Here is a 14,546-nt window from a genome sequence, read left to right as displayed (position 1 = left end):
TGCTCGGCTGATGATCAAGAATGCCGAGAACATGGAATGCGTCCGGTGCGGTGGGACCGTGGCGCCCGACGGCGTCTGCTGGCACTGCGGTGCGGTGCAGCCGGACTTCCGGGCGCATGTGGAGATCACAGCGGGCGATGACGCCGCCGGGATAAGTGACCGGGGCCGTCGACGCGAGGTCAACGCCGACGCCCTGGCGCTCGCCACCAGCGGTGGGTGGACGATCGGAGTCGTCTGTGACGGGGTGTCCATGTCGCCGCGGCCGGAGCGGGCGGCACGCGTCGCGGCCGAGGCAGGAGCGGCGGTCCTGGTCGCACGGTTGCCGGAGGGGGCCCTGCCGGAGGTGGCGCTCCACGAGGCCGCCGTGCGCGCGGGCCGGGCGGTAAGCGCTCTGGCCGCGTCGAAGGACGCCGCGCCCGCCTGCACGTTCGTCGCCGGTGTCGCCGGGCCGGAGGGGGTCTGGAGTGCCTGGGTCGGTGACAGCCGGGCCTACTGGCTGCCCGACGAGGGGCCGGGCATGGCACTGACCGAGGACGACACCGGTGACCACGACGCCCTCACCGCATGGCTGGGCGCCGACGCCGGGCCGGTGACCGCGCGCGTCCGCGGCTATCGGCCCCTGGTACCCGGCCGTCTGCTGTTGTGCACGGACGGCCTGTGGCGCCATCTGCCGGACGCCGCTCGGCTGAGGGACGTACTCGGCAGCCGCCGCCCGGATGCGCGGGCCGACGCGCGCACGCTGGTCGGCCACGCCCTGGACGCGGGCGGGCAGGACAACGTCACCGCCGCTGTCATCCGCGTGGTGCCGAGCCCTCCCAGCAGGTGAAGGACGCCCGACGGTGGTACTTGAACCCGACGGCGGTCCTTGATCCGACAGCGGTCCTCGATCCGACTGCGGTCCATGATCCCGACGGCGTCCATGATCCCGACGGCGGAGGCGGGTCCGCCGTTTCCGTGCCTTCCGACCGGGAACCCGCGCCTTATGGTGCAAATCGGATACACGATGATGACCGAGCAGGCGGGCCCGCGCGAGCTCGTCGACCACGTGGTGCGCGCCGAGGAGGCGGGGTTCGACTTCTCCGTGACTTCCGACCACTACTTTCCGTGGCTACGGGCGCAGGGGCACGCGCCCTACGCGTGGAGTGTGCTGGGCGCGGCGGCCCAGGCCACCTCGCGCATCCCGCTGATGACGTATGTGACGTGTCCGACCGTCCGCTACCACCCGGCGGTGGTGGCCCAGAAGGCGGCGACGATGCAGTTGCTGTCGCAGGGCCGGTTCCGGTTGGGGCTCGGCTCCGGCGAGAACCTCAACGAGCATGTGGTGGGCGAGGGTTGGCCCTCCGTCGAAGTGCGGCACGAGATGCTGGAGGAGGCGGTCGGCATCATCCGCGACCTCTTCGGCGGAGGTGATGTCAGCCACCGCGGCACGTACTTCGCCGTGGACTCCGCCCGGCTGTGGGACCTGCCGGACGAGCCGCCACCGATCGGTATCGCCGTCTCCGGGGAGCGGTCCTGCGCCCTGGCGGGCCACCTCGCCGACCTCGTCATCGCCACCGAGCCGAAGCGGGAGCTGCTGACCGCCTTCGACCGGCACGGTGGCGAGGGCAAGCCACGGGTGGGTCAGCTGCCGGTCTGTTACGACCGGGACATGGACGCCGCTGTACGCCGCGCGCACGAGCAGTTCCGCTGGTTCGGCGGCGGCTGGAAGGTCAACGCCGAACTGCCGCACCCCGACTCGTTCGCGTCGGCCACGCGGTTCGTCAGGCCGGAGAACATCACCGACTCGATCCCGTGCGGCGACGACCCGGCCGACTTCGTCGAGGCCGTACGGCCCTACGCCGAGGCGGGTTTCACGGAGATCGCGCTGGTACAGGTGGGCGGCGACACCCAGACCGAGTTCATGGAGTGGTCCGCGAAGGAGCTGCTGCCGGCCCTGCGGGAGGCCCTGCGCTGACGCACAACCCCGGTGCGGTGACGGGGTGTTGACGGTACACCGCCATAATGCTCGGATGGTCTCCCCCTCCCCCGCCTCCGTCATCCCGTCCCAGCAGCAGCACGTCCCCGTCGTCATCGTCGGCGCAGGCCCCGCCGGCCTGACCCTCGCCAACGTCCTGCGGGGCGCCTCCGTCGAGTGCGTCGTCCTGGAGGCCGAGAGCAGGGAGTTCATCGAACAGCGGCCCCGAGCAGGGTTCATCGAGGAATGGGCGGTGCGGGCACTGGAGCGGCACGGGCTCGCCGGGCGGCTGCTCGAGCGGGCCCAGACGCACAGCGCGTGCGAGTTCCGTATCGATGGTGAACGGCACCGGTTCTCGTACACGGAGGTGTCCGGCCACCACCATTTCGTCTATCCGCAGCCGCTGCTCGTCACGGACCTCGTACGGGAATACGCGGACGTCAAGGGCGGCGACATCCGGTTCGGCGTGCGCGACGTGGAGTTGCACGACATCGACACAGAAAAGCCGTCGGTGTCGTACACCGATCCGGACTCGGGTCGGCGCCGGCGGATCGCGTGCGACGTCGTCGCCGGCTGCGACGGCGCCCGCGGCGTGACCCGGGACTTGCTGCTTCAGGAGCGCGCACACGTCGCCCGGCTCGACTACGGGGTGGGCTGGCTGGCACTGCTCGCCGAGGCACCGCCGTCGTCGGACTGCGTCGTATTCGGTGTCCATCCACGCGGTTTCGCCGCGCACATGGCCCGCAGCCCGCAGGTCACCCGCTACTACCTTCAGTGCCAGCCCGGCGACGACCCGGAGAACTGGACGCATGAACGCGTCTGGTCCGAACTGCGCGCACGGCTGTCCGTGGCGGGCGCCCCGCCGCTGACCGAGGGCCGGCTGATCGAGAAGCGCGTGCTGGACATGCACAACTACGTGGTGCAGCCGATGGCGTACGGGAGGCTGTTCCTGGTGGGCGACGCGGCGCATCTCGTGGCGCCGATCGCCGCGAAGGGAATGAATCTCGCCCTGTACGACGCGCTGCTGCTCGCGGACGCGCTCGTGGCGTCCTACCGTACGGGCGATGTCAGCGGCCTGCACGGCTACTCGGCTGCCTGCCTGCGACGCGTGTGGGAGTACCAGGAGTTCTCGGAGTGGTTCGCCGAGCTGCTGCACGGGCCGTCGTCGGGCGATCCGTTCCGTGCGGGCAACGCCACCGCCCGGCTGCGGCGGCTCTTCAACTCCCCCGCAGCGGCTGCCGCGTTCGCGGAGTCATACATCGGCTCGGCCGCGGATGGTAACCGACGGTAAGCTACTGGCCAGTAGATGATGGGCGATGTTTTCGCACGTGTGAGCGGCGGAAGCAGCGCCGAGGAAATCGGGTTCGTAAGAAATCTCCTTTCTTTGAACACCCACCGTCACGTCCGCCGTACATCCGGGAAACGGGAGAGTCCGGTGCGCAGCGAGGGATGACGATGGACCACGGGCAGGTCTCCACACAGCAGTTGATCGCCGGACGGTACAGAACGTTCGAGGCCGTCCACCGGGAGGAGGGGCGGACCGTCTGGACAGGCGAGGACTTGGAGTTCGGACGGCCCGTCTCGCTCACCGAGTCGCGGCTCGCACCGCTGCAGCCGGAGGTCACCCCGCGCCGCACGGTCGCCCGGATCGTGCGCGACTCGGAGGCCATGGAGCTGCTGTGCCCCGGCAGGGTCGCCGGCGTCCTCGACGTGATCGACGACAACGGTGTCCTGTGGGTCGTGACCGAGCGGATCGAAGGCACATCCCTGGGGGAGATCCTGGACCGCGGCCCCCTCGACTACGTGCGCTCGGCCCGGATCGGCCTGGGCATCCTGGACGTGCTGGAGGCAGCCCACCGCCGAGGCGTGACGCACGGGGACCTGAGCCCCGGTCAGGTCTTCGTGCAGGAGGGCGGCAGGGTCGTACTGACCGGTTTCGGGCTGATCGGCGCGTCCGTCACCCAGCGGGTCACCGCACCGTCGTACGCCTCCCCCGAACAGGCCCGCGGTTCCAGCGCGGGTCCGGCGGCCGACCAGTGGGCCCTGGGGGCACTGCTGTACGCGATGGTGGAGGGCCGTCCGCCGATCCGGGACCGAGGCCCGGCCGAGGCGACGCTGCGCGCGGTGGACCGGCTGCCGCTGCGCCCCCCGACGAACGCCGGCCCGCTCAACCCCGCCATCACCGGACTGCTGCGCCGGGACGCCCTGGAACGGGTGCCGGAGTCCGCCGTGCGCGCCTCCCTGGCCCGCATTCTGAGTGAGGCCCCCGAGGGACCCACGCAGGAGACGCTGATGCCGCGTTTCCGGGGCGCCTGGCTGGCCGCCCACCGGGCGGGGCGGGCGTGGGGCAGACCGGCCGTGCGCCGATCGGTGCTGGTGGGCGCGGGGCTCGTGGTAGCGGCCTCGTCGGTCGCCGTCCTCGTCGCGGCGGGCCACCCGGACGGCAGCGGCACCTCCATGGCCGGCAGCGAACCGTCCCGCACCGGCGCGCCCTCCAGTTCGGCCGCTCCGTCCGGCGACAGCATCGACGACAGAACGCCTTCTCCCGAGACGAGCGAGACCGGCGGAACAAGCGGGACCAGCGGGATCGGCGGGGCTGGTGGGACCGGCGGAACCAGTGGCACGAGTGCGGCGGCGACTCCCTCCTCGTCCGCATCGTCGAGCGCCCCCCGGCTTCCGGCCTTCACCTTCCGCCGCTACGTCGCGCCTGAGGGCTTCTCCATCGACCTGCCGACGGGATGGAAGCCCCTTCACACCGAGAAGGCAGCCGAAGACACCTACCGGGTGACCCTCGGTACGAGCGGGGATCCGCGCACCTTGACGGTCACCTACAGCGCGCGCCTCGGTCCGGACCCGGTCGCGGTCTGGCGGGCGCTGGAACCGTCCCTGAAGAGCACGTACACCGGCTACGCACGGGTGGGCACCATCCGCGCCGTGACCTACCAGGGCCACAAGGGCGCCGACATGGTGTGGCTGTCCACGGTGGACGGCGTCCGGGTACGCACCTTCGGCCGCGGCGTCCTGACCGGCGGCCACCGCGGCTTCTCCCTGCGCTGGACGACACCCGCCGCCGAGGCGGACAGCACCGCCAACCGTCAGGCGCTGGACGTGTTCCTGCGGACCTTCCGGCCGACGGCCGACTGACGGCCGGCCCACCGAGTACGCCATGCCCGACCAGGGATCGTGACGACATGGTCGTCCGCCGGCGCGGGCGACAACACGCCGGCGGGACCGCTCACCAGCGGCCCTCGGGGGCGCGGCGGTCCTGAGCGAGCCACAGGGCGACGGCCTCCGCGATCGGCTGCCCGGTCTCCAACTCGACGAAGCCGAACTGGCCGCCCTGATTGCACTCCAGGAACCACCACACGCCCTCCTCGTCCTCGGCGAAGTCGAAGGCGGCGTACGCGAGTCCGGACAGGGTCAGGTACTCGTGACCCGACTTCGCGATGCGGTCGGGCACCTCGGTGGTCTCCCAGGAGTACCCGGTGTCGCCGTACCGGCCGTCGACCTGCCCGGGCGCGGCCCTCTTGCGGGCGGCGAACAGGCGGGGGCCGACGCAGGTCAGCCGGATGTCGGCGCGCTTGGGGATGTAGCGCTGCAGCAGTGCGGGACCGGCCGCCACAGCGGAGAAGTCGGCATCGGGTCCGATGAGCGTGGTCGGCAGGGCCAGTTCGGGATCGTCGGGTGGCGGTCCGGACGCCGACTTCACGACCACGTCCCGGTACTCCTGCGCGAACTGCTGGGCCACACGCGGAGCGGTGGTGATGACGGTCGGCGGCACGGCGAAGCCGCTGAGGTGGGCGATCCGCAACTGCCAGGGCTTGTAGCGGGCCTGGTCGGCGTTGCGGGGGTGGTTCATCCACCGGGTCGAGGCGGAGTACAGCATGCCGTACAGGGCCTGGCGGGTCTCGGCGGTGAGCCACTGCGTGGGGTGCGCGGCGTGGGCGGCGGGTTCGCCCGGCCGGCGCACCCACACCGAGCGCAGGCCCCCCATGCTCAGGACGTGCCCGTTGGCCGAGAGGTGGCCGTCGAAGTCGCCGTGGGCGTAGTCGGCGGACAGCACCGCCTTGCCGGGGATGTCGGCAGGGTCCAGGCGCATCACGGGAACGCCGCGCTCGTGCAGCTTGGCCACCGCCATGTCGGCGGTCACGTCCTGCTCGGACGTGAGGATGAGGACCGTCATCCGCGTGCGGGCCTGTCAGTCGTCGAAGTGCGTCTGGGAACCGGCGGTGGACGTCGTCGTGCCGACCGCCAGGAGGAGATCGGGGTCACTGACGGCGGGACGGCCGTCGGGGAGCACGTTCAACTGCCGGGAGGCGTCGAAGTGGTACGGCGTCACCACCACCGGAAGCCCTCTGGGCCGGGCGTAGTTGAGGGTGAACGGTCGCACGGGATACCTCCACGTTCTTGGGGTGCCTCTTCCCAACCCTTTACGTCTTCCTCGCGTAAGGAATTCATCACTTTCCGCCACATGAGGGTGAAGGTCGTCACATTGCCAACGCACAACTGTGGCTTCCGGGGACGTCCTCGGCACGCCGGATGCGAGCTGTCAGTGCCCTCGGCAACAATGCGGGGTAAAGATCATCTCGCCCCCGGGCGGGATGCCCGCCCGCCCGTGCCCCGAAAGGCTGACCGACCATGACGCGCCCTCGGCTCAGTTCCCGTGCTGCCGAAGTGCTGCGGCTGATCATGGACCAGCGCATGCCGGTCTTCCTCATCGTGCATACGAACGGGCGGCACCGGTACGGCTATTGGCATTCCAGCGGCCGTCACATGGCGCTGCCCACCGACGAGTGCGACGCGCTGTACGCGGCCGGGCGGATCGTGCTCGGTGATCCGGTGGTGGACCGGGCCAAGACCACGTACCGGGTACGGGCCGCCGCGCGCGGCGGGTCCCGCGCGGCACGCTCCGTCCTGACGGCCTGACCGGCCGACGGCATCCGCCGGCCGGTCCCGTCTGTGTCCGCGCCCGGGTCTCCCTGGCACCTCGAAGGGCCCGGGTCTCCCCCGCACCTCGAAGGGCCCAGGTCTCCCTCGCACCTCGAAGGGCCCGGGTCTCCCTCGCACCTCGAAGGGCCCGGGTCCGTCCGCGTCCGCCTACCAGCGGTCCTCGACCTGCTCCTTGATCCGCCGGTCGTACAGGTCCCCGATCGCGTCGAGCGTTTCCTGCGACAGCGGGGGCAGCTTCGCGACCGCCGCGTTGGCGCGGGCCTGGTCCGCGGAGCGGGCGCCGGGGATCACCGTGGTCACACCGGGCTGCCGGACGATCCAGGCGAGTGCCAGCTGGGCCGGGGTGAAGCCCTCCGGGGCGAGCGCGGTGAACTCGGCCGCCGCCTCGACGCCCGTCTCGAAGTCGACGCCGGAGAAGGTCTCGCCCTGGTCGAAGGCCTCGCCGTGCCGGTTGTAGGAGCGGTGGTCGTTCGCGGCGAAGACCGTGTCCTTCGTGTACTTGCCCGACAGCAGACCGGAGGCCAGCGGCACCCGCGCGATGATGCCCACACCGGCCTCCCGCGCGGCCGGGAGGACCTGCCGCAGCGGCTTCATCCGGAACGGGTTGAGGATGATCTGCACGCTCGCCACGTTCGGGCGGGCGATCGCCGTCAGCGCCTCGTCGCACGTCTCGACACTCACGCCGTACGCGGCGATGCGCTCCTCCTCGACCAGTGTGTCCAGGGCGTCGTACACCTCGTCGGAGGAGTAGACGGGCGTCGGAGGGCAGTGCAGCTGCACCAGGTCGATGCGGTCGACGCCGAGGTTGCGCCGGGAACGGTCGTTCCAGGCACGGAAGTTGTCCAGGACGTAGTTCTCCGGGATCTGGTCGACGCGCCGGCCCATCTTGGTCGCCACCAGCACGTGCAGATCGGGCCTGCCGAGCAGGAAGGCGGCGATGGTCTGCTCGCTGCGCCCGTCGCCGTACACATCGGCGGTGTCGAAGAAGGTCACCCCTGACTCGGCCGCCGCCTCCAGCACCTCGTGGGCGTCCTTGTCGTCGACGTCGCCCCAGTCCGCGCCCAGTTGCCACGTGCCGAGGCCGATGACCGACGCGTGCTGTCCCGACCTGCGGAATTCTCGCTCTTCCATACGGCCAGTCTGTCACCCGCGTCCGGCTGCGCGCGGAAGGCCCCGCCTGCGCGCCGAACCGGGCCACGGAGCGCTCCCGGACGCCGGTGCCGCCCCTGGCCCACCCTCAGGGGCGGATTAGATTGGGTGGCCACCGACCGAGGAGACCCCGATGCCCGCCCGCCCCCGCCTGCTGTATGTGACCGACCTGGCCTACCAGGCCCGTGGGCGGCGTTACTGCGACGAGGACATCGCTCTCTCCTCCCGGCTGCGCGCGGACTTCGAGATCGCCCTGTGCCACCCGCTGGACGCCTCGGCACTGATGGACGGTTTCGACGCCGTCGTGGTGCGCAACAGCGGGCCCGTGCTGCACTACCGGGCGGAGTACGACGCCTTCCGCGCCAGTGCCGCCGCGCGTGGCACGCGCGTGTACAACCCGCTGACCGGCCGGGCCGACATGGCCGGCAAGCAGTACCTGCTGGACCTGACCGAAGCCGGCTACCCGGTCATACCCACCGCCGACCGGCCCGAGGACCTGGGCCGACTGCCCGACACCGACCTGTACGCGGTCAAACCCAAGGCCGGAGCGGACTCCATCGGCCTGGACTTCGTGTCCAGGGACCGGCTGGAGGGCCTCGCCTGGGGCGACCTCCTGGTCCAGCCGCGCATCGACTTCCGCTACGAGGTGTCGTTCACTTACGTCGACGACGCCTTCCAGTACGCCCTCCACGCCCCCGATCCCGGCCGGCGCTGGGCCCTGGAACCCTACGAGCCCTCATCGGCCGATCTCGCCTTCGCCCGGCGCTTCATCGACTGGAACACTCTCGACCACGGCATCCAGCGCGTGGACGCCTGCCGCACCCGGGACGGTGACCTCCTGCTGGTCGAGTTGGAGGACCTCAACCCGTATCTGTCCCTCGACCTCGTCGGCGAGCGGACCCGGGACGCCTTCGTCACCGCGATGACGGCCTCGCTCCACCGGTTCCTTCAGGCGCGGGGCCGCTTCTGACGCCGCCGGTCAGCCCGTGGCGGGCGGTGGCGCGGTCCGCCGCAGTTTCCGCACCGCGAGGGCTAGTTGGAGACGCAGCCGGCCGTGTGGGGAGTGCACGTCCCAGTCGAGCGCGTGTTCCAACTGCCCCAGGCGTTCCTGAAGTGTCGAGTGATGCACCGTCAGCTCCGCGGCCGCGGACCGCAGGCTCGGCGAGGACGCCACGGCGTGCAGGGTCGCCGCCGCCCACGGGGCCTCGGCCACGGCACGCTCCACCGCGAGCAGGTCGGGGATCGGCGGCATGTCCGGTCCCACCGCGTCGGCGAGCAGGGTCAGCGCGCCCAGCTCGTCCGCGTGGACCGTGCGCGGCCCCGGGTCCTGCGTGGTGCCCTCGGCGGTGAAGCGGAGCGCGGTGCGGGCCGCCGCCCACGACTCGGGCAGTCGTACGGGCTCCACGGCGGGACCGATCCCGGCCCGTCGGCCGTCCGGCGCCCGCCGCCCGGCCCGCTCGGCGGGCCTCCCGTCAGCGGGCCTCCCGTCAGCGGGCCTCCCGTCGACGGGCTCGACCTCCGCGCCGCCGCCGTACAGCGCCACCGCCCGTACGCGCTGCTCGGCGCCGAGTCCCAGCCGGGCCGCCGCGTGCAGCCGCACGGCGCGTGGCGCGGAGGCGTCCAGCACCGTCTCCACGAGCGCCGGGTCGTCGGCCGGAGGGACGGAGGGTGCCCGGCCCCGGGTGCGGTCCAGGACCACGCGTACGGCCGCCACGGCCCGCTCCAGGATCATGGCGTGGACGCCGTCGGCGGGGCCTGGATGCTCCAGCCACAGACCGGCGTCGTCGGGGTGCGGGCCGGCGCGGTCGGGTCCGGCAGGGGGCGGCAGCGCGGCCGAGGCCGTACGGACCGACGTGCCCGGCGTGAGCGGTACCCAGGGCCAGGCGGGGTCGAGCGGGCCCGCCGCGTCGCGCCGGCGTCCGTCCGGTTCGACGCGGACCCGGACGCCGCGCCGCTCGTCGACCAGCCGGGCCGGGCTGCCGGACAGGACCGCGGCGCCGCGCACCAGCGCCTCCAGGCCCGCACGGTCCTCCGTCAGACGGTCGAAGTACGCGATGACACGCAGCGCGGCGCCCGCGTCGGGATCGAGTGCCGCGAGCCGTCCTGCCAGCTCTTTCACGGGCACCATCCTGCGGCCGCGGACTGCTCCTGCCAAGCGCCGGTCCAAGGGGGCCCTGCGCCGGAGGCCGAGGTGTAGGCGGCCGTCGGCCCCCTCCCGATGCCCAAGGGCCGCTCGCCCGCCCGCGGCGGCCCCCGGGCCCGGGTGTCAGGCGCCCAGCAGGCGCCGCAGCCAGCGCGCCCGTGCCGCCCGGGCCTCCTGGGAGAGCAGGGCCTGCGGGGCGAACCCGTCGAACCCGTGGAACCCACCCGGCCACACATGGAGTTCGGCCCGGCCGCCCGCCTGCCAGATCCGGGTGGCATAGGCGACGTCCTCGTCCCGGAAGGTCTCGGCGGAGCCGACGTCGATGAACGCGGCCGGCAGCCCGGACAGGTCGGCGGCGCGGGCCGGAGCGGCGTACGGCGACACGTCGGGGCCGCCGCGCGCGTCGCCGAGCAGCGCGCCCCAGCCGGTCTCGTTCGCGGTGCGGTCCCACACGCCGTGCCCCGCCATCTGGCGAGTGGAGACCGAGTCGTTGCGGTCGTCCAGCATCGGGCACAGCAGCATCTGCCCCCACAGGGCCGGGCCGCCGCGGTCCCTCGCGAGCAGGGCCAGTGCCGCGGTAAGGCCACCGCCCGCGCTGCCGCCGGCGATGACGATCCGCTCGGGGTCGATGCCGAGCTCCTTCGCGTTCTCTGCGGTCCACACGAGGCCCGCATAGCAGTCCTCGACCGGCGCCGGATGGGGGTGCTCGGGAGCCAGCCGGTACTCCACGGAGACCACGACCAGTCCGAGCTCCTCGGCCAGGTCGAGCATCTCGTCCACGCCCATCCGGTTGTTGCCGAGGATCATCCCGCCGCCGTGCGTGTGGTACACGGCTGGCAGCGGGCCCTTCGCGTCCGTCGGCCGGCAGATGAGCAGGGAGACGTCCGGCGCCCCGGCGGGCCCCGGAACCGCCCGCTCCTCGATCGCGAAGGCACCGCCGCGGCGCAACTCGTCGTCGGAGGGCGGTGGAAGGATCATGCCCGCGCGGACCTCGGGGATGGCCTCGGGCGGGAAGCCCGGTGGCAGCTGGCCGGCGATCAGTTCCAGCGCGGCCGCCAGTTCCGGGTCGAAGGGCGGCGGCGGGAACTCCCGCGCGCCCTCTGTGGTGCCCGGGGAGGTCGTCGGCTCGGCGGTCATGGCTGCTCCTCGCGTCGTGGCCACGCCCGTGTGGCCAGTGCGTTCATGGTGCCCGCCGGGTCATCGCCCCGATACGCGCCGTCCGGCGGGAATCCCCCGCCGAACGGCGGGACGGCGGCCCCGCACCACGACGCCCTCCCGGGCCTCGCCCCCCTCGGCGGCGGCCACCCGGCGCCGACAGCGGACCACCCACAGTCAACTTCTCGCAGGGACCCCTGCGAACCGGGAAAGACGGACCCGGACTCCGGATGCCGCCTGAGAACACCCGGAGTTGGAAGGCTTATGTATGGGCCAGGGCCGGTCGGCTTGCCGCCGCCAAGGGGGCGAGGTTCCCATTCCCGACGGTCGCCGTGTCTCGGTGGTGGTCGCCGTGGTCTGGGTCTGCTTCCGGGTCGGGCGGCCTCGGTGCCGGGACTTGTCCACGACGCGGCGGTCCCGGGCAGGGAGGGGTGACCGCCGACCGGGGCGCGTGCGGCGGACCGTTGCGCTTGCGCTGCGCCCCGCCTCCTCGTCCCCGGGCGGCGCGGACGCCGGTGCGCGGATGTGGGCCTCAGGCCGGCTTGCGGCTCTCCAGCCGCAGCTCGACGTCTACCTCCTGGTCACCGGCGACCACGCCCAACTGGTGCACGACGAACGTTTCGTCCAGGGCACGGCGCAGGCGTTCCACCGCCCGGGGTTCGCCCTGTAGTTCGGCCGTCACCGGACCTGACAGGTGCGGTGACGGCGCCGTCCGCCGGGAGGGGCCGGGGGCGGCCGAGGTGTCGAAGGTTCCGGTCCACATCGTCGGCCGGCCGCTCGCGGCCTCGTGCGGTGCCTCGTCGGTGGCACGGTCCGAGCCGAAGCGCCGGCACAGTTCGGCGAACAGGCTGCCGGCGTCCGCCGCCGAGCAGTCGCTGACCACCACCTCGACCTGTGGTGTGTGCGGTAGGGGCGAGTTCACGGCCGCTCCTCTCGTTCGATGGCCGACGCGAGTACCCCACCCCAAAGCCCCCCATGCACGACGGTACGGCCGAAGCGACGAGCGCGCCTGTCGGGAACCCTCTCCGCGATGTGGGCGGTAAGGCCCCTGGTCAGCACGGTCGGTGAGCTATGTTGAAGGTCCTTGGGACACGAAGGAGGCGGTCCGGTGTCATCGCCGCAGCGCGCACGCGCGCAGGCATCTGCGATCACTGCGGGCAAGACGGCCCCGGAGACGAGTGCTTCCCCCACGTCCCAGCTCAGGGAGTTGTTCGACGGTCCGCGGCTGTCGCCGGGGCATCGCAGGATCGCCCAGTACCTGATCGAGCACATCACCGAGGCCGCGTTCCTGTCGATCACGGATCTGGCCGAGCGGGTGGGCGTCAGCCAGCCCTCGGTGACCCGTTTCGCCGCGGCCGTCGGCTTCAGCGGCTACCCCGCGCTGCGCGAGAAGCTCCAGTCCATCGCCCTCGGCACCCTGGGCAGTCCGAGCACGCCGGCGGAGCACCGCAGCAACGAGTTGCAGGCCGCCGTGGACGCCGAGATCGAGAACCTGGAGAACCTGCGCCGGGACTTCGCCGACCCTGACGAGGTGATCCGCGTCGGCCGGGCGCTGTCGGAGTCGACGCCGCTGACCGTGATGGGCCTTCGGATCTCCGGCTCGCTCGCCGAGTATTTCGCCTACGGGGCCCGGCGCATTCACCCGGACGTGCGGCTGGTGACGCGCGGCGGCAGCGTCGCCTACGACGCGCTGTTGCAGTCGCGGGAGGCGGGCGGCACCTGGCTGCTGGCCTTCGGGATGCCGCGGCACGCGCAGGAGAGCCTGACCGCCGTGCGGGTGGCGCGCAGCGCGGGGCTCAAGGTCGCCCTGATCACGGATCTGGGGCTGGGGCCGCTCGCCGACGAGGCCGACGTCGTCTTCGCCACCGGTACCGGCTCGCGCCTGGTCTTCGACTCGTACGCCGCGCCCGGTCTGATGGCCGCGGCCCTCCTGCAAGCCATGACCGACGCCGATCCGGAGCGGACCCAGGCCCGCCTCGAGGAGTACGAGCAGATCGCCGACCAGCACCAGTTCTTCGTCAAGGACTGACGGAGGGGGTCACAACCGGGATCATTCCGCCCAAACCCTGCATGAATTTTTTCATGTCCTTGCGTATCCCTCGGTATATATAAATACTTCTCGCGGATCGTGAACCCGGAACCCCCGGGTGACGCCGTACGGACAACCGAAGCCGTCCGCTCCTACCCACGGGCTTCGGCTGTCCGGCCGGGCCCGGCTGCGCGGGCGTCCATGGCGGCGGCTCCGGTCCTCCCCTATGGCCGGAGCCGCCCCCAAGTCGCCGCACCCCCCTGAGCCGACGTGACCCGGAAGCGAAGATCATGGCCTTGATGACGTACTCGCCGATCAGCTCGGACTGGCCGTGCCAGGTCAAAACGCCGGGCAGCTACGACTGGGAGCGATCGGCGGCCAAGTGGCTGCGCGAACTCGTCCCCGCGCGCTACGCGAGCTACCCGGCCCTGATCCGCCACCCCGTCCTGCTCGCCCGGCACGCGCAGATCCAGGTGCAGAACGAGGTGCGGGTGGCCCGGACCGCGCTGCAGACGGCCCGCGCCGAGCTGCCGGCACTCGGTCTGCCCGAGTCGGTCATCGAGCACACGATCAAGCTGTACGCCGCCGAGGTCCTGCAGCTCCAGCACATCGCGCGCAGCGTGCGGGCGGTCAGCCAGGCCCTGGCGGAGAGCAGCACCGCGCGCGTCGGCCACTGACGGCGGGACGCACGGCCGCTCCTCTTTCCCCTCCGTTTTCCCCTCCGTGCGGGGCGTTCGGCCCGGCGCGGGCACTGACCATCGCGAAGCCGGGCATCCGTAGGAGAGGACGACTCCTACGGATGCCCGGAGCTGTGCATGGACTCCACGACCTGGACCGTGATCGCCGTCGTCGCGATCCTCGCGGCCGCGTTGCTCGGCGTGGCGCTGGCCCTGCTGCTGCGGCTGGTCCGCACGCGCCGTGACCTGCGCCGCGCCGGCCTTCCGGCGGGCCCCCGCTGGGTCTTCTGGGGCGCGGTCCTGTACCTGGTGCTGCCGACCGACCTGCTGCCCGATCCCGTCTATCTGGACGACATCGGTGTCCTGCTGGTGGCCCTCAGGTCGATGCGCGCCGCCGTACCGGCGCGGGAACCCGGGCGCGACGGCGACGCGTTGTCCGACTGACGGGCGGCGGGCTGCGTGGCCGTCCGCCTCGTGGCAGCGGTACGG

Annotated in this window: 15 protein-coding genes; 9 read left to right on the top strand and 6 right to left on the bottom strand. The window is 72.2% G+C overall.

Features of this window, described 5'->3' with window-relative positions:
- Nucleotides 1-10: 10 nt before the first annotated feature.
- From Q2K21_RS18360 to Q2K21_RS18345, 4 genes are all read left to right on the top strand, one after another.
- Nucleotides 11-826, top strand: a complete 816-nt coding sequence (locus Q2K21_RS18360; RefSeq protein ID WP_310772187.1) for a PP2C family protein-serine/threonine phosphatase — start codon at nucleotides 11-13, stop codon at nucleotides 824-826.
- A 156-nt stretch (nucleotides 827-982) separates the two neighbouring features.
- The gene (locus Q2K21_RS18355) at nucleotides 983-1,954 is read left to right on the top strand and encodes an LLM class F420-dependent oxidoreductase (protein ID WP_310772184.1); all 972 of its coding nucleotides are present in this window, start codon (nucleotides 983-985) and stop codon (nucleotides 1,952-1,954) included.
- Between the two features lie 55 nt (nucleotides 1,955-2,009).
- Nucleotides 2,010-3,245: a 4-hydroxybenzoate 3-monooxygenase gene (locus tag Q2K21_RS18350; RefSeq protein WP_310772182.1), complete on the top strand. Its 1,236-nt coding sequence runs from the start codon at nucleotides 2,010-2,012 to the stop codon at nucleotides 3,243-3,245.
- A 164-nt stretch (nucleotides 3,246-3,409) separates the two neighbouring features.
- Nucleotides 3,410-5,098, top strand: a complete 1,689-nt coding sequence (locus Q2K21_RS18345; RefSeq protein ID WP_310772180.1) for a serine/threonine-protein kinase — start codon at nucleotides 3,410-3,412, stop codon at nucleotides 5,096-5,098.
- A gap of 91 nt (nucleotides 5,099-5,189) precedes the next feature.
- On the opposite strand, the gene tgmB is transcribed toward Q2K21_RS18345, so the two are convergent.
- Nucleotides 5,190-6,137 (bottom strand): ATP-grasp ribosomal peptide maturase, encoded by a 948-nt coding sequence (tgmB, locus tag Q2K21_RS18340; protein WP_310772177.1) that lies wholly within the window; start codon nucleotides 6,135-6,137, stop codon nucleotides 5,190-5,192.
- Nucleotides 6,138-6,152: 15 nt separating this feature from the next.
- Nucleotides 6,153-6,344 carry a putative ATP-grasp-modified RiPP gene (gene tgmA / locus Q2K21_RS18335; RefSeq protein WP_310772174.1) on the bottom strand — a complete coding sequence of 64 codons (192 nt, stop codon included), beginning with the start codon at nucleotides 6,342-6,344 and terminating at the stop codon, nucleotides 6,153-6,155.
- A 248-nt stretch (nucleotides 6,345-6,592) separates the two neighbouring features.
- On the opposite strand from tgmA, the gene Q2K21_RS18330 reads away from it, so the two are divergent.
- Nucleotides 6,593-6,880: a hypothetical protein gene (locus Q2K21_RS18330; protein WP_310772171.1), complete on the top strand. Its 288-nt coding sequence runs from the start codon at nucleotides 6,593-6,595 to the stop codon at nucleotides 6,878-6,880.
- A 171-nt stretch (nucleotides 6,881-7,051) separates the two neighbouring features.
- Here the strand turns inward: Q2K21_RS18330 and Q2K21_RS18325 are convergent, their stop codons facing one another.
- A complete protein-coding gene (locus Q2K21_RS18325; RefSeq protein ID WP_310772168.1) occupies nucleotides 7,052-8,035 on the bottom strand; it encodes an aldo/keto reductase in 984 nt (327 codons plus the stop codon).
- Between the two features lie 151 nt (nucleotides 8,036-8,186).
- On the opposite strand from Q2K21_RS18325, the gene Q2K21_RS18320 reads away from it, so the two are divergent.
- Nucleotides 8,187-9,023 carry an ATP-grasp domain-containing protein gene (locus Q2K21_RS18320; RefSeq protein ID WP_310772165.1) on the top strand — a complete coding sequence of 279 codons (837 nt, stop codon included), beginning with the start codon at nucleotides 8,187-8,189 and terminating at the stop codon, nucleotides 9,021-9,023.
- 9 nt (nucleotides 9,024-9,032) lie between these two features.
- Here the strand turns inward: Q2K21_RS18320 and Q2K21_RS18315 are convergent, their stop codons facing one another.
- The 3 genes from Q2K21_RS18315 to Q2K21_RS18305 all read right to left on the bottom strand — a co-directional run bounded on the left by Q2K21_RS18315 (nucleotide 9,033) and on the right by Q2K21_RS18305 (nucleotide 12,273).
- Entirely contained in the window at nucleotides 9,033-10,172 is a 1,140-nt protein-coding gene (locus tag Q2K21_RS18315) for a helix-turn-helix domain-containing protein (protein ID WP_310772162.1), read from the bottom strand.
- A gap of 147 nt (nucleotides 10,173-10,319) precedes the next feature.
- Nucleotides 10,320-11,333, bottom strand: a complete 1,014-nt coding sequence (locus Q2K21_RS18310) for an alpha/beta hydrolase (protein ID WP_310772159.1) — start codon at nucleotides 11,331-11,333, stop codon at nucleotides 10,320-10,322.
- A gap of 550 nt (nucleotides 11,334-11,883) precedes the next feature.
- Nucleotides 11,884-12,273, bottom strand: coding sequence for a hypothetical protein (locus Q2K21_RS18305; RefSeq protein WP_310772156.1), 390 nt, complete (start codon nucleotides 12,271-12,273; stop codon nucleotides 11,884-11,886).
- A gap of 186 nt (nucleotides 12,274-12,459) precedes the next feature.
- On the opposite strand from Q2K21_RS18305, the gene Q2K21_RS18300 reads away from it, so the two are divergent.
- The 3 genes from Q2K21_RS18300 to Q2K21_RS18290 all read left to right on the top strand — a co-directional run bounded on the left by Q2K21_RS18300 (nucleotide 12,460) and on the right by Q2K21_RS18290 (nucleotide 14,501).
- Entirely contained in the window at nucleotides 12,460-13,380 is a 921-nt protein-coding gene (locus tag Q2K21_RS18300; RefSeq protein WP_310772154.1) for a MurR/RpiR family transcriptional regulator, read from the top strand.
- Between the two features lie 290 nt (nucleotides 13,381-13,670).
- Entirely contained in the window at nucleotides 13,671-14,057 is a 387-nt protein-coding gene (locus Q2K21_RS18295; protein WP_310772151.1) for a hypothetical protein, read from the top strand.
- A 138-nt stretch (nucleotides 14,058-14,195) separates the two neighbouring features.
- Nucleotides 14,196-14,501: a YkvA family protein gene (locus Q2K21_RS18290; protein ID WP_310772148.1), complete on the top strand. Its 306-nt coding sequence runs from the start codon at nucleotides 14,196-14,198 to the stop codon at nucleotides 14,499-14,501.
- Nucleotides 14,502-14,546: the final 45 nt, after the last annotated feature.

This window comes from Streptomyces sp. CGMCC 4.7035 (assembly GCF_031583065.1).
Taxonomy (GTDB): Bacteria; Actinomycetota; Actinomycetes; order Streptomycetales; family Streptomycetaceae; genus Streptomyces; species Streptomyces yaanensis.
This window is presented reverse-complemented; position numbering and strand designations above follow the sequence as displayed.

Excerpts from the sequence above, each read along its gene's own strand:
- Q2K21_RS18290 (WP_310772148.1), top strand. The coding sequence starts at position 14,196 with ATGGACTCCACGACCTGGACCGTGATCGCCGTCGTCGCGATCCTCGCG.
- Q2K21_RS18310 (WP_310772159.1), bottom strand. The coding sequence starts at position 11,333 with ATGACCGCCGAGCCGACGACCTCCCCGGGCACCACAGAGGGCGCGCGG.
- Q2K21_RS18330 (WP_310772171.1), top strand. The coding sequence starts at position 6,593 with ATGACGCGCCCTCGGCTCAGTTCCCGTGCTGCCGAAGTGCTGCGGCTG.
- Q2K21_RS18360 (WP_310772187.1), top strand. The coding sequence starts at position 11 with ATGATCAAGAATGCCGAGAACATGGAATGCGTCCGGTGCGGTGGGACC.
- Q2K21_RS18350 (WP_310772182.1), top strand. The coding sequence starts at position 2,010 with ATGGTCTCCCCCTCCCCCGCCTCCGTCATCCCGTCCCAGCAGCAGCAC.
- Q2K21_RS18345 (WP_310772180.1), top strand. The coding sequence starts at position 3,410 with ATGGACCACGGGCAGGTCTCCACACAGCAGTTGATCGCCGGACGGTAC.
- Q2K21_RS18355 (WP_310772184.1), top strand. The coding sequence starts at position 983 with ATGGTGCAAATCGGATACACGATGATGACCGAGCAGGCGGGCCCGCGC.
- Q2K21_RS18295 (WP_310772151.1), top strand. The coding sequence starts at position 13,671 with ATGGCCTTGATGACGTACTCGCCGATCAGCTCGGACTGGCCGTGCCAG.
- Q2K21_RS18325 (WP_310772168.1), bottom strand. The coding sequence starts at position 8,035 with ATGGAAGAGCGAGAATTCCGCAGGTCGGGACAGCACGCGTCGGTCATC.
- Q2K21_RS18320 (WP_310772165.1), top strand. The coding sequence starts at position 8,187 with ATGCCCGCCCGCCCCCGCCTGCTGTATGTGACCGACCTGGCCTACCAG.
- tgmB (WP_310772177.1), bottom strand. The coding sequence starts at position 6,137 with ATGACGGTCCTCATCCTCACGTCCGAGCAGGACGTGACCGCCGACATG.